The sequence below is a fragment of the Aureivirga sp. CE67 genome (assembly GCF_015767245.1).
GTDB lineage: Bacteria > Bacteroidota > Bacteroidia > Flavobacteriales > Flavobacteriaceae > Aureivirga.
In genome coordinates, this window is record NZ_JADOTV010000003.1 from 81,217 (window position 1) to 96,120 (window position 14,904).

13 protein-coding genes are annotated in these 14,904 nt (G+C 26.5%); 5 read left to right on the forward strand and 8 right to left on the reverse strand.

Annotation, left to right across the window (positions count from 1 at the left end; translation table 11 throughout):
* Positions 1-123 precede the first annotated feature (123 nt).
* The 5 genes from I0K12_RS06240 to I0K12_RS06260 all read right to left on the reverse strand — a co-directional run bounded on the left by I0K12_RS06240 (position 124) and on the right by I0K12_RS06260 (position 7,824).
* The gene (locus I0K12_RS06240) at positions 124-2,364 is read right to left on the reverse strand and encodes a T9SS type A sorting domain-containing protein (protein ID WP_196886250.1); all 2,241 of its coding nucleotides are present in this window, start codon (positions 2,362-2,364) and stop codon (positions 124-126) included.
* Between the two features lie 146 nt (positions 2,365-2,510).
* Positions 2,511-3,695, reverse strand: a complete 1,185-nt coding sequence (locus tag I0K12_RS06245) for a T9SS type A sorting domain-containing protein (protein ID WP_196886253.1) — start codon at positions 3,693-3,695, stop codon at positions 2,511-2,513.
* Positions 3,696-3,812: 117 nt separating this feature from the next.
* Positions 3,813-5,168: a T9SS type A sorting domain-containing protein gene (locus I0K12_RS06250; RefSeq protein ID WP_196886255.1), complete on the reverse strand. Its 1,356-nt coding sequence runs from the start codon at positions 5,166-5,168 to the stop codon at positions 3,813-3,815.
* A 236-nt stretch (positions 5,169-5,404) separates the two neighbouring features.
* Positions 5,405-6,652 (reverse strand): metallophosphoesterase, encoded by a 1,248-nt coding sequence (locus tag I0K12_RS06255; RefSeq protein ID WP_196886257.1) that lies wholly within the window; start codon positions 6,650-6,652, stop codon positions 5,405-5,407.
* Between the two features lie 2 nt (positions 6,653-6,654).
* Complete coding sequence (locus I0K12_RS06260; protein ID WP_196886259.1) at positions 6,655-7,824, reverse strand: proline dehydrogenase family protein; 1,170 nt, start codon at positions 7,822-7,824, stop codon at positions 6,655-6,657.
* 86 nt (positions 7,825-7,910) lie between these two features.
* Between I0K12_RS06260 and aroB the strand changes: the two genes are divergently transcribed.
* The 5 genes from aroB (at position 7,911) to I0K12_RS06285 (ending at position 13,488) form a co-directional block, all read left to right on the forward strand.
* Positions 7,911-8,969, forward strand: a complete 1,059-nt coding sequence (gene aroB / locus I0K12_RS06265; protein WP_196886261.1) for a 3-dehydroquinate synthase — start codon at positions 7,911-7,913, stop codon at positions 8,967-8,969.
* Between the two features lie 129 nt (positions 8,970-9,098).
* On the forward strand, positions 9,099-11,252 hold the full coding sequence (gene recQ / locus I0K12_RS06270) for a DNA helicase RecQ (RefSeq protein ID WP_196886263.1): 2,154 nt from the start codon (positions 9,099-9,101) through the stop codon (positions 11,250-11,252).
* Between the two features lie 551 nt (positions 11,253-11,803).
* Positions 11,804-12,577: a hypothetical protein gene (locus tag I0K12_RS06275; protein WP_196886265.1), complete on the forward strand. Its 774-nt coding sequence runs from the start codon at positions 11,804-11,806 to the stop codon at positions 12,575-12,577.
* A 125-nt stretch (positions 12,578-12,702) separates the two neighbouring features.
* A complete protein-coding gene (locus I0K12_RS06280) occupies positions 12,703-12,882 on the forward strand; it encodes a hypothetical protein (protein WP_196886267.1) in 180 nt (59 codons plus the stop codon).
* Positions 12,883-12,960: 78 nt separating this feature from the next.
* Positions 12,961-13,488 (forward strand): sigma-70 family RNA polymerase sigma factor, encoded by a 528-nt coding sequence (locus tag I0K12_RS06285; protein WP_196886269.1) that lies wholly within the window; start codon positions 12,961-12,963, stop codon positions 13,486-13,488.
* Between the two features lie 89 nt (positions 13,489-13,577).
* On the opposite strand, the gene I0K12_RS06290 is transcribed toward I0K12_RS06285, so the two are convergent.
* From I0K12_RS06290 to I0K12_RS06300, 3 genes are all read right to left on the reverse strand, one after another.
* Positions 13,578-13,997: a hypothetical protein gene (locus I0K12_RS06290; protein WP_196886271.1), complete on the reverse strand. Its 420-nt coding sequence runs from the start codon at positions 13,995-13,997 to the stop codon at positions 13,578-13,580.
* Between the two features lie 3 nt (positions 13,998-14,000).
* Positions 14,001-14,261, reverse strand: coding sequence for a hypothetical protein (locus I0K12_RS06295; protein ID WP_196886273.1), 261 nt, complete (start codon positions 14,259-14,261; stop codon positions 14,001-14,003).
* A 77-nt stretch (positions 14,262-14,338) separates the two neighbouring features.
* Positions 14,339-14,896 carry an RNA 2'-phosphotransferase gene (locus tag I0K12_RS06300; RefSeq protein ID WP_196886275.1) on the reverse strand — a complete coding sequence of 186 codons (558 nt, stop codon included), beginning with the start codon at positions 14,894-14,896 and terminating at the stop codon, positions 14,339-14,341.
* Positions 14,897-14,904 lie beyond the last annotated feature (8 nt).

Sequence of the window (14,904 nt, forward strand, 5' to 3'; positions counted from 1 at the left end):
ATTCAGTTAAATTTATATCATATTTTTAAATTCCCAGTAGTTCTACATAATTTACTAAATTATATAAGTAAAAAAGCGATTAACAACATTGTTAATCGCTTTAAATAAATCTGTTAATATTTATTATTCTTTAATAAACTTCTCTGTCATTGTATTGTTTTTAGAGTCTGAAATATTCAAAAAATACACACCTTTTTCAAGTGATATAATATTAATATTTTGAGTTTCTTTAGTTTTCAAAACCGTTCTTCCAGTTAGATCAACAATACTAATTTGAGAAATATCTAGATCTGTATTAATCCTAATTTTGTTTTTTGCAGGGTTTGGTAAAATTGAAAATTCATGTATTACTTCTTCTTCAATATTAATTATCTCTGGACAATATTCTTCAATATCAAATATATATTCACCATTTTCTATTATAACAATACTTAAAGCCTCTCCATTCCAATATAAGCTTGATAAAACCTCACATGGTATTTCTAAGCTCTGTAATTCTGAATTATTTTTGATTTCTAATCTAGTTACATTAATAGTTAAAGCATTTAATTTTATATCTTCAATTTTAGTGTTATTAATTACTAGTCCAAATTCTGAATACCATATATCAAAATCATGTGGTACTTCATTCACCTCTTCTAAAGCATCTAAATCTAGTGTTGTCAACGATTCCTCACCATTAATATTAATACCAACAGACTTTTTTAATGACTCAAAATTAACTTCCTCAATCTCTTCATTACCTGATATTTGCATAAAATCTTTAAATTCTAATATAGAAGAAAAATTGATTTTCTTTAATCCTGAATTGTTTTCTATTCTATTACTATCAAATAAATAATCATCTACATTTGTTAACTCATTAAGATTTTGGAAATTAATTTCTTCTAGATTTTCATTACCTATGAATTTTACATTTCCAATAAAATTAAGATTTGGAAGATTTAAAACTGAATTATCAATAAAATTATTTTCACTTATTTCAAAGAACAACTCAACTTCTTCTAGATTGGGAATATTAATAGATGCTATAGAATTTTGATCAAATAATAAATATGTAATTTTTTTTAAATCAGGTAAATCTAAATTCATTCCATTACCATTATCAATAATATCTAGTTCACTTTCAATTCCATTTTCAAAATTTAAAATAGTTAAATTCTCTAATAAAGGATTATGACTAATTCTAATAGTATTCGAAGTTATTTTATCAAATCCTCCAATTGTAAAAATCTTTAAGGAACTATTGTTATAAACTTCAGGACCTGGACTACCTCCATAATAATGATCATTATTTGTCAATTCTACATCTGAAATAGTACTGCTGTTTGAAGCAATATTTATAGTTTCTAATGCATTATTATCTCTAATATTAATTCCGTGAAGTTCTGTCACATTACTTAAACCTATTTCGTTTAATAATGCATTACCAGCAATTGTAATACCTCCTTGTAAATCAGTAATAGATTCTGAATTAATAGAAACTAACTCATTATTATCATTAATAATTAGATTTCCATTTATAGCATTTAAATTAGTGAAATTTATAGACTGAACAGAAGCATTATCCGTAATTTCAATAGCTCCTATTTCAGAGCCAATAATTTCGGAAAAATCAATTGTATCAATTTCAGGATTATTGATTATTTTAATTTGACTATTAATTTTATTAATTAAATTTAGTTCATAAAGGTTAGTATTGTTTGTAATGATTAATTCATCAATAATCAAATTATCATTAGTAATACTTAATGAGGTCATCGACTCATTTGCATCGATTTCAAATTTTTGTATGGAAATACCAGTATCAAAAATCATACTACTTAAATTATCATTATTTCTAATCGTAATATTTCCATCAAAGTTTTGCAAAGATTGAATAGAACCAGCATGGTGTAATAAAGAATTCCCCTCAATTAATATATCACCTTCAATTGATATAATATTTTGAAGTACTTCTAAATCTAATATGTGATCATTATCTTTAATTATTAAATCACCATTAATTTCTGTAAACGGTATAAATATATCTTCAAGGGCATTATTTTTAATTTCTAACCCACCAATAGAAGTGAAATTTAACCCATCGAAATTTTCAAAAAGTGAATTATTTAAAATGATTAATTTCCCTGTAACAGTAGAAATATTATTTAGACCATTAAAATTTAAAATCTCAGAATTAGAATCTGAAATAATTTTCAATTCACCAGAAATCTCTGTACAATTAGGATAATCAATGATAAATTGATCTATATCTTCTTGAGAATTTAAGGTAACATCCCCATCAGGACATTGAGCAAAAGAGTTAAAACTAAAAATAGAAAAAAGAGCAATAAGCAATTTTTTTGGAGTATTTTTTTTCATAAAATTAATTTTTAAAATATTTTTTTATAAATATAAATCATATTTAGTTAAAAAAACACTATAAACACAATTATATTCAATATTAAGTATTTTTACGTAATAAAAAAGCGATTAACTATGTTAATCGCTTTAGATAAATTAATTTATTATTCTTTAATAAACTTCTCTGTTATTATATTATTTCTAGAATTAAAAATCTTTATAAAATAAATTCCATTTTCTAAATTTTGAACATTTATTTGATCAGTATTATATTTTTGAATAATTTTCTTACCGGTAATATCGAATATTTCGATTTTAGAAATTTGTTTCTCAGTCTGAATTGAAATCGTATTCTTTGCTGGATTTGGTTTAATAGAAAACTGTAACTTACTTTCTTCATTTACATCTAAAATCTCAGGACATATTTCAATCACACTACTACACCCTTCTTTATTCTCATAAAAATAAAGGTCTGTATCAATAGAATTCCAATAAAGACCAGATAATAAAGGACAATAGAAATCACATTCACTCAACTGATTATTAGATATAACATTAATTAACTTTGCATCATTCAAATTTGAAAGATTCAAATCTACAACATCATTATTATTAATAAATTCAAACTTATTCACAGATTCAAGTATTGAAAAATTAGAATGATAGTGGTGATTATTATCCTTAATATAGATATTATTAGCAGACACTAGTTTTGGGAAAATAATTTGATCATATTCAGAATTATTATCCATTATAAAATTATTGTCTTCAATATTCACATCGTTTACACTTATCAAATCTGGAAATGATGTAGCTATAAGTTGTATATTATTTTTAAAAACAACACTACCCGTAACCATCTCTAAATCAAAAAAATCAAAACTAAATTCATATTCGGAAGAATTATTTTCTATAAAAATATTATTTATTGTATTTGGCCCACTCAATGAAATAATTTCTAATGTATCATTATTTTTAATTACTATTTCATTTATATTGACTATTTCAAATATCTCGATTGTGACTAGACCATCATTATTATCAAGTATTATTTTATCTACACTAGTTAATGCATCTAAGAAAAATTCATCTCTATTTGTATTTTTCAGTATTAAATCTCCATTTATTGAAGTAATCTGATTAAAATGGTTAAAATAATCATATGCATTATCCCCATCAATTATTAAATCTCCATTTATTTCAGTACAATCGGGATAAATAGAATTAAAGTTTGCTGTTTCTTCTGCTGTAGTTAAAATTACATCTCCTTCTGGACATTGAGCAAAAGTAAATTTAGAAAATAAAATTACACTTGCTAATAGCAATAGTTTTTTTGAAAAAAATTTCATATTTGTTTTTTTAAATTTTCAAGACAAATATAATATTTTAACATTATTACTAAATTATTTAAAATTAAAAAAGCGATTAATAATATTAATCGCTTTAGAATAATTAATTTTCTATTACTATCCTTTAATAAATTTATCTGTTAATATATTATTATTAGTATCAAAAACCTTAATTATATAAATACCATTCTTTAAGTTTTCGATTTTTATACTTTTCGATTTTAATTTCTCCAAAACTTGTTTACCAGTTATTTCCAAAACTTGAATTTTAGAAATATCATTTTTTGATTGAATTGAAATATAATCTTTTACTGGATTTGGAAATAATATAATTAAATTTTCAATATTTTCTTCTTCAATTCCAATTTGTGGGCATAAATCCGAAATATCATTTAAAAAACTACTGTTATTCTGAAAATATAAATCATCTTCAATAGTATTTGTATTTAACGCTTCAAAAATTGAACAATCAATCGTACAATTAGTCAACGAAGGATTTTCTTCGATTCTAATACTTTCGACTGAATTTAGATTTGAAAATAAAATATCTTCCAATTTATTATTGTCTTTAATATGTAAATCTAAAGGAATATAACCTGGATAATCTCCTGTGATTTCAGCTAAATTCCCAAATTCAATTTTTTCTAAATTTAAATTTCCTTCTACTTTAATTGGACCTATTTCAGTAACATTATTAAAAGTTATATTTTTCAATTCATTATTATTTTCAATAACAGTTCTGTGAATTGAGTTTAAGTTTTGTGTTTTTATTTCAACTAAATTCAAATTTTCTTCAATAGTTAAAATATAAGTTGAGGTAATTGAATTTAAATCTAGACTCAACATAGATTCATTTGAGATAAAATCAAAGTCTTCAACAGTTTCTAAAGAACTAATATTAAGTAAAATTAAAGAATCATTTTTATGTACAGTAAAATCATCAGCTGTGGTCAAACTCGGAAAATTCACAGCATTAAGTTCATCATTTTGATAAATTTGAATATTATTTGTAGAATTTTCTAGGCTTAAAAAGGTTAGAGATTCTAAATTATCATTATTTCCAATTAATAAATTATAAACTGTAGAAAGATCAAATAAATTTAAAGTATTCAGAGAAGCATTTCCATAAATATCAATTTCATTTGCAGACTCTAGACCAGTAGCATTTATTTTTTCAAGATTTGGATTTAACCTAATAAAAAGATCATTTAAATTTTCGGAGTTTAATGAAATTTCGGTCAATTGCGCATTATTCGTAATTTTCAAAAATCCTGAAACTGTTTCTAAATTAGATAATTCATCTAAAACTGTAATGGAAGTGTTGGAAATGAAAAGGTTTCCTCCAATTGATGTGATATTTTGAAGTGGTTCTAAGGTCGTGATATCCTCGCCCGAAATTGTTAAGTTCCCTGATAGTTCCGTACATTCAGCATAATTTGTAGAAAAAGAATTAATCTCAGCTTGACTAGACAAATTTATATTAGGATCATCACATTGACTAAAAGAATAAATTGGAATCGAAAGTAAGATTAGCGCTTTTTTAAAATAATTTTTTTACATATTTGTAGTAATTAATTTCAATCAAAACTACATTTATGGTTAAATATAAAAACTAACAAAAAAGACAAAATATTGTAAAAAAAAGACATTCCACTAATAAAAGTGAAATGTCTATAAATATTTGTTAAAGTTTATTATAACTAATTCTTTTAACTCAACTCAATAACCGTAATTTCTGGCCAAATTCCAACTCTTCCTGGAAAACCTAAAAATCCAAATCCACGGTTTACATAAAGAAATTGATTTTTTTCTTCATAAAGTCCTGCCCATCTTGGATAGATAAATTTCGAAGGACTCCATTTAAATCCAGGAATTTCAATTCCAAATTGCATTCCATGTGTATGCCCAGATAAAGTCAGATCAATATGTGTTTGGTGCTCTAAAACTTTTTCATCCCAATGTGTTGGGTCATGTGACATAAGAATTTTAAAACTATCATTTTCTGTATTGGTAAGAGCTTTGTCTAAATCTCCAATTTTTGGAAATCTTCCTAAACTCCCCCAATTCTCCACACCAACAATATCGATAAACGCTCCATCTTTATGAATTCTTCTACTTTCATTGTTTAGTAATTGGAAATCCATTTTTTCATGTTGTTGAAAAAGAAGTTGCATATTCTGCTCTTTTGCTTCTTTAGTTCCCCAATCTTTATAATCTCCATAATCATGGTTTCCTAAACAAGAAAATTTCCCAAATTTCGAATTAATAGATTTAAAAACATCCACATATTCTGTAATTTCTCTTGCATCATTATTTACTAAATCTCCAGTAAAAAATACAGCATCCGGATTTTGTGCATTGATTAAATCAATTCCTCTTTGCACATCTTCCTTACTATCAAAACTTCCTGCATGTACATCTGAAATATGTACAATTTTGAATCCTTTGAAAGCATCTGGTAAATTCTTTAGTTTCAGATTTACATTTTTTACAGTATAACGATATTTTCCTTTTGAAATTCCATAAATCATAGAAGCAAAAGGAACCGAAGCAGCTAAAAGTCCTAATTGACCAATAAATTTTCTTCGTTCTTTAAGTGTTACTTTCTTTTCTCCTTTTTTTCTTTTTATTATTAAATAAATATATTTTATGTATCTGTATATATCATAATTAAACAGATATAATGCTAGTAGTATTTTAAAAATAAAAAAGGATATAAAAACACCAGTTGTAATGTTCTTAAAAATCGAAGCATTGAATGATTCATTTTTTAAAACAAATCTTAATAAGTAAATATTTATAACTCCAACATAAGCTATAATTCCAAAAATCACATATAAATATTGAAAAACACGCTTTGACAACGTGCTTTTCAATAATCTATGGTAAACTCTTAATATATAAATATCGATTCCTAGAAAAACTAGTAAAAAAGCGATAAAAAATAATAATTCCATTCTTACATTTTTCTTCTTTCTCTCTCTGTCTTCAATAAGTTAAGCTCTCTACTTGTTTGCCCAGCAACAGAAGTATTTTCTTCAGCTCTACGAATCAAGTATGGCATCACATCACGAACAGGTCCAAACGGAAGATACTTTGCAACATTATATTGATGAGCAGCCAAATTATAAGAAATATGATCACTCATTCCATAAAGTTGTCCAAAGAATACTCTTTTATCATCGTGTTTCACACCTGCTTTGTTCATTAATTCCATTAAAAGATAAGAGCTATCTTCATTATGTGTTCCAGCAAAAATTGACATCATGTCTAAATTTTCAAACATATAAGTCATTACACTGTTATACATATTATCCGTATCTGGTTTTGTAGCACAGATTGGATCTTTATATCCCATTTCTTGAGCTCTTTCTCTTTCCTTCTCCATGTATGCACCACGAACAATTTTCATACCAATATAAAATCCTTGCTCTTTAGCTCTTCCATGTAATTCTTTTAAATAATCTAAACGATCCCAACGGTAACATTGAAGTGTATTGAAAACGATAGCTTGCTCTTTATTATATTTCACCATCATTTCTTCTACTAAATCATCTGCTGCATCTTGCATCCAAGTTTCTTCTCCATCAATCAAAATAGGAATTCCTGCATCATGACATGCTTTACAAACAGTATCATATCTATTCACAACAACTTCCCATTCTTTTTTCTCAGCATCTGTTAATTCTTTTCCTTCTGTGATTTTTTGATATAAAGCAAATCTTCCAAATCCAGTTGGTTTAAATACAACAAAAGGAATATTTTTTTTGTCTTGTGCGAATTTGATAATTTTTAACGTAATATTCATAGCATTATCAAACTGTTCTTCTTCCTCTTTTCCTTCTACAGAATAATCTAAAACAGAACAAACATTTCCTTTTTCATACATTTTATCCATTACAGGTAGACAATCATCTTCTGTTACTCCTCCACAAAAATGATCAAAAACAGTTGTCCTAATCAAACCTTCAACTGGTAATTTTGCTTTTAAAGCAAAGTTTGTTAAAGAAGTTCCTATTTTCACTAATGATTCTTTTTGAATCATGTTAAATAAAAAGTAAGCTCTGTTTAACTCAGAATCAGACTTTAATTTGAACGCTACCTCTGTGTTGTTAAAAATTCTATCCATGTCTTAAAAAAGTTTTCACAAATATACTTACTAGCTTTGAGTTTATCAATAATTTCAACGTAATTTGCAGTGTTAAAATATAAAATATGAAAACGATTCAGGCAGTAGATTATTCGATACATTTTCAAGAGGAAGGATATAAACATTTAAATAGCTATTTAGCAAATAAAAAACCTTCTACAATTTTCATTATTGTAGACGAACATACGAATGATAATTGTTTGCCAAAGCTTCTTCAAGAAATGGCTACAGAGGCTACTTTGGAAATTATTGAAATTGAATCTGGAGAAGAAAATAAAAATCTTCAAACTTGTACGCATATTTGGGAAGCTTTTACAGAGCTAAAAGGTGATAGAAAAAGTTTGGTGATAAATCTTGGTGGAGGTGTAATTACAGATTTAGGAGGTTTCGTTGCTTCTGCTTTCAAACGTGGAATTCCATTTATAAATATTCCAACTACTTTGCTTAGTATGGTAGATGCTTCCGTTGGAGGAAAAACAGGAGTTGATTTAGGTGTGCTGAAAAATCAAATCGGATTTTTTGCAAATCCTGAAATGGTTCTTATAGATACTTATTATTTAGGTTCAGTTCCAGATAGAGAATTACGTTCTGGACTTGCTGAGGTTATTAAATATGGATTGACTTATGATGCTAAAGTTTGGGAAGCTTTTTATGATTTAGATACTTTGGATGTTGATCATTTGATTCATAGAAGTATTGAAATTAAAAACGAAGTTGTTCTTCAAGATCCAAAAGAACAAAGTTTACGTAAAATTTTAAATTTTGGTCACACACTTGGTCATGCTATTGAATCTTATTGTTTAGATTCTGATAAGAAAGAAAATATTACACATGGAGAAGCTATTGCTCTTGGTATGATTATGGAATGTTATATTTCTAGTAAATTGCTTGACTTCCCTATGGAACTTGTAGAAAAACTAAAATCTATTTCACATAATATTTACGGTAAAATTGAAGTAAAATCAGAAGATTATGATGGTATTCTAGATTTACTAAAACATGATAAAAAGAATGTTGGTGGAAAAGTGAATTTTGTTTTATTAGAAAACGTTGAAAAATATAAAATCGATTGTCAGGTAGAAAATGATTTACTTGTGGAAGCTTTAGATTTTTATAGTAAATAAAATTAGTTATCTTTTCATTTGGAGACTGAGCGAAGCCGAAGTCGGATTTAAATCTAATTTTAAATTTATTAGACTTCGCTCAGTCTCCGAAATAAACCAAACTGAAATAGTTATTAAAGAGAAAAATACATGATTCAAAAAAGAGAAATTTACGACGCACTTAAAAAATATTTCGGTTACGATGAATTTCGTCCACTTCAATATGATATTATAAAAAATATTTTTGCTAAAAATGATTCCTTGGTAATTATGCCAACAGGAGGAGGAAAATCTATTTGTTATCAATTACCTTCTACGCTACTTCCAGGAATCACGATTGTAATTTCTCCTTTAATTGCTTTGATGAAAGATCAGGTAGATGGTTTAAATGCAAATGGAATTACAGCCGCTTTTTTAAATAGTAGTCAAAGTCAAGAAGATCAAGCTGAGGTTTTTCATTTAGCAGAAAAAAAAGAATTAAAAATTCTATATATAGCGCCAGAGAGTCTTTCCATGTTTGATAATTTTCTGAAAACTTTAGAAGTTTCTTTAATTGCAATTGATGAAGCACATTGTATTTCTGCTTGGGGTCATGATTTTCGTCCGGCATATACACGATTGAATTTTCTTAAAAAAGCATTTCCAAAAGCAGCTCTTATTGCTCTTACTGCAACAGCAGATAAAGCTACAAGAGAAGATATTCTAAAACAGTTAGAAATTCCTAATGCTTCAAAATTTATATCTTCATTTGATAGACCAAATCTTTCTTTAGAAGTTCGTCCAGCAAATGATCGTATTAAGCAAATTGTTAAATTTATTCAGCAAAGACCAAATCAGAGTGGAATTATTTATTGTCTGAGTAGAAAGACAACGGAAAGTATTGCTGAAAAATTACAAAATTCAGGGATTAATGCAGCCTGTTATCATGCAGGGATTGATCATGAAAAAAGAGCAGATATTCAAGAAAAATTTATTCAAGATAAAATTGATATTATTTGTGCAACTGTTGCTTTCGGAATGGGAATTGACAAATCCAATGTACGATGGGTAATTCATTATAATTTACCAAAAAATGTAGAAGGTTATTATCAAGAAATAGGTCGTGCAGGAAGAGATGGTTTAGATTCGGAAACAATTCTTTTTCATAGTTATGGTGATGTAATTCAACTACAAAAGTTTGCTAAAGATTCTAAAAACGCTGAGGTACAACTTTCTAAAATTGAACGAATGAAACAATATGCGGATGCATTAAGTTGTCGTCGTAAGATTTTATTAAATTATTTTGGTGAGCATATTATCAAAGATTGTGGAAATTGTGATGTTTGTAAAAATCCACCAACATTTTTTGATGGAACCATTTTAGCGCAAAAGATTCTTTCTGGAATTATGCGTTTACAAGAAAAAGAACCTCTTAATGTTGTTATTGATTTTCTAAAAGGTTCAAAGAATTATCATATTCTAGAAAAAAATTATCAGAATTTAAAAACGTATGGAATTATCTCTGATATAAAATGGAAGGATTTACAACAATATATGATTCAATTGATCAATTTAGGTTTTTGTGAAGTTGCATTCCATGAATCAAATCATATAAAAGTAACACCACTTGGAAGAAATGTATTATTTCAAGGAACAAAAGTTTCTTTAACTTCACTTCAAGACTTTAATAAAAAGAAAACAAAACAAGTCGAAGTTATTGTTGATTCTTCAGAATATGCAGAACTTTATGAAATTCTTCGTACGCTTCGTAGAACAATTGCTGACGAAAAAAACATTGCTCCTTATCTAGTTTTTGGAGATGCTGCTCTGAGAGATATGCAGAAAAAACTTCCCTTGAATGTTACTGAATTTCTAGAAGTTTCAGGAGTTGGTCAGAAAAAAGCAGATACTTACGGAGAAATTTTCATTTCTGAAATTAAAAAATATGTAGAAGAAAATAATATTGAAATTAAAAAAACAACTATAGAAGTAGCAACTCCTAAAAAAGAAAGAAAAAAAAGAGAAAAAGGTGGTACTTATAAAACATCTTATAATCTTTATGAACAAGGACTTTCTATAGAAGAAATTGCAAAAGAAAGAAAATTAGCAAAAACAACAATTCTAGGACATCTTCTTAAAATGTATGAAATGGGATTTGAATTAAAAATTTCTGATTTTATTACAGATGACGAATTTGCAAAAGTTAAAAAAGCAGTGAATGAAGTCAAAGACCCATCTGGAATGAAGGATTTCTTTATTTATTTAGAAGAGAAAATTTCTTATGATAAAATCCGAGTTGGACTTGCTCTTTTAAATAGAGGATAATGAACTTATTTAAAATTTTTCACAAGCCAGTTATGAACATGCTTGAAACGAATTTTGAGTTAAAAAGTCTAAAGGAGTTCAATATTTTAATCCATTTAAATTTAACTCCTTAATTTTATATTTTAAAGAGTTTATATAAAAAGGGAAGAATTCGAGAAGAGTTCTTCCCTTTTTTAAATAGAAATTTCTAGTATTTTTTCTTTTTTTCATTGAACTTGTTTAAAGGAGTTCATTTGGTCGAAACCATTTTTCTTCATTTTAAAAAATGCAGAAAAAGGTCGGGCTTTACATTGCAAGTTTTATTTTTTAGAAAAAGAATTTTTAAAGAATACGTGGGCTTCTTAGGTCGCCTCCGTTTCTTAAAAACTTCTAATTCCTCAAAAACAAAAGCTTTTCATTACAATCCCTTTCGAATATAAACATTAAAAAATTGTATAATTTACGCTACATTTTATGTAGTTTCTTCTTTTATAAAAAGAAAAAAAGAACATATTCAATTCTTATATTCTATACTTTAAGAGTATATTTGAAAAATTTTAAAAAATAGAAAAATGAAGAAAATTTTACTTTTATTAGTAACCTCTGTTGCTCTATTCTCTTGTAGTATGAAAGAGCGAATTGTATTCAATGAAGACATGACAGGAAAATATGAAATGTCCATTGATTTAACACCAATGCTAGAATTTGCTAATTCTATGGGAGGTGGTAGTAAAAATGACGCTAAGAAAAAAAATCTAACTTATGATACTATTGCTCACTTCGATGATTTCATTGAGCTTTATAAAGACAGTTTAGATTCCCCAGAGAAACAAAGATTAAGTAAGCTTAAAGGTTTAACAATGCAATCTAAGTTTAATGAAGAAAGCGGAGAAGCTTTTATAAAAGTCTACAAGGATTTTGACAGCATGGACGATTTGAATTTAATGCATCAAAATTTTAACTATGCAATGGACAAATCAAAACAAAACTCGGGTATTGATGGAATTGAAAAAAAATCAAAAGGAACGCCGAAAGTAAATGATAATGTTGAATATTCTTATAAAAGAAGAACTTTTAAAAGGACTTCTAAAGCTTTACCAAAAAATGAAGAATCTAATGAAGATGATTTAAATAAAGAAGATAATGATAGATTCAAGAAAATGATAAAAATGCTTGGAAAAACAATGGATTATGAAATTGAATATGTTTTTCCTAGAAAAATTAAAAAAGTTTCTACAGATAAAGCTATGATTTCTGAAGATGGAAAAACACTAAGAATCAATTATGATTTACAAGTTGTTTTAGATAAACCTGAAACGATGTCTTTTGAGGTTAAATTGAAATAATTTTAATTAAAACTTATAGTGATAAACGAGATTTAGAAAATAAATCTCGTTTTTTTATTTCAAAACCTGCATCATTTTTCTACACCTTCGTCTTTATAAGTGAAAACAATTAAATATTAGAACTTATGAAAGATTTAAATAAATTCAGAAACGCAGAATTAAATTCAAATACTAACTGTTGTACTTGTCCACCTGATTGTTGTACTTGTTGTTCAGCAGATTGTTGTTCAGATGAAAAGTACAATGCATGTTGTGATAACGGAACGGATGATTGTTGTAATAGCGAAAACAAAACTTGCTGTTAATTAAAATCTAAAAGTTTGTGAGGATTCGCTCTTCACAAACTTTTATTATTTAATTTTATTGAAAGAATGAATTTGATTATGAATAAAGAAATTGATGAAATATACGCTCCTCTCCTATCTTTTGTAAAAAAAAGAATTAATAATCGAGAGGATGCTGAAGATATTACCCAGGAGGTATTTTATAAATTTTCTAAAGCAGCCTTTGATGAAAAATCGAACTTTAAAAGTCTACTATATCGAATAGCAAAAAATTCGATTATTGATTATTATAGAAAAAAGAAGATTTATACAGAAGAGATTACAGATTTTAAATTTTCGGAAGATGAAAAATCACCTAGAATCACAAATGATATTTGTACTTGTATTTTTAAATTTATTGACAAACTTCCAAAAGAATATCAAGATGTTATAGAAATGTCGGAAATTCAAGATTTCTCGCAGAAAGATATTGCAGAAAATCTCGAGATGAATTATACTACAGTTCGATCTAAAATTCAAAGAGGAAGAAAAAAATTACAAAATCTTATTTCTGATTGTTGTGATATTATTCAAAATGAAAAAGGTAGAATTGTAGATCATAAATGCTCAAATAAAAATTGTGATTAAATTTTCGCTACACTTTTTGTAGTTATTTCAGTTTAAGCCAAAAAAACACGATTTAAATAATCGTGTTTCAAATTTTGTCTTCGAAGATTTTAGAAAAAACTCTGTGTCTCGAAATATCCTTTATAAAATAAATAATGAACTAAATATCCTATTCCTATTCCGGTTATTAAGTTAATTATAAAGATTCTCCAAAATAATTCACTCCAAAATATTCCTGTAATCAAAGAAGTGATAATAAAAAATATTATTGAAAATGGTTTTGCTAAACGTGCATATTTTTTGGATATAACTCTATTTCCATTAACATCTTGGTGAATAAAATTAGACTTTTCTCGAGTGAAATAACTAGTTACTCCAATGATAAGTGGAAATAATGAAAAATATAATAATGAAGCTAAACTTAGTCCTATTCCAAGAATAAAAGGGTAAATAATTCCTAATACAAATGGACTTCCAAGATAAATAAGCATTGTAAGTAAAGTTTTACTTATATTATTTTCTTCGTTCATGTTTTATTGAGTTTTTAAGTTATTTTTAAGTGTACTAACGATAATTTTTGAATTAAAATAACCAAAAATTAAACCAACAAATATCCAAATAGAAATAATTATACTTTTAAGTGTAAACTCTGAATCATAAATTAAATAATTTAATAAAAACTCATTAAACACCAGCATAAAAGCTCCCCAAATCAAACCTTCTATTATCCAACCTTTTCCTTTATAATATTTTATTATTTCTTCTGGGTTTTTATTTTTAAATCTTTTCCTCATAATAATCTAATTTTTAATATTTGCTAAACATATGAAAATGTCAAGCATATTTTACTACACGTAAGGATAGTTTTTGATTATTCACGAATTATTTCTTGTAAAAATTTCACAGGAACTTCATCTGTTAACCAAACTCCATTTTCAGATTCAAAAAACTGAATATTTTCCGCTACCATTTTTGTAGTGTCTAATTCAAAAACGACTAATTTTCCGTGACGTCTTCCTACTTTTTTAGCAGTTTCAATATCTTTACTTAGATGCACATGATGACGATTTTTCTTTTTTAAACCTTCCTTATAAATACTATTTGTAAACTTTGAAGCAGTTCCATGAAATAATTTCAAAGGTGGAGTTTTCACTTCATAACCAAGGTTAATTTTTATTGAATGCCCTTGATTTGCTCTAATTTTTGTTTTATCAGTATTGAAAGAAAATCGTTTTTTATCATTTGTAGCAACAACATTTTCTAATAAACTTAAATCTATTTTATACTGATATTTATTCATTTTAGAAATTAAATCTTCAACAGAGACCCAACCATTTTCATCCATTTCTAAATGTAATTTTTCTGGTTGATGTCTTAGCACAAGACTTAAAAACTTACTTATTCTTTTATTATTTTTATCTGGTTTCATATTCTACT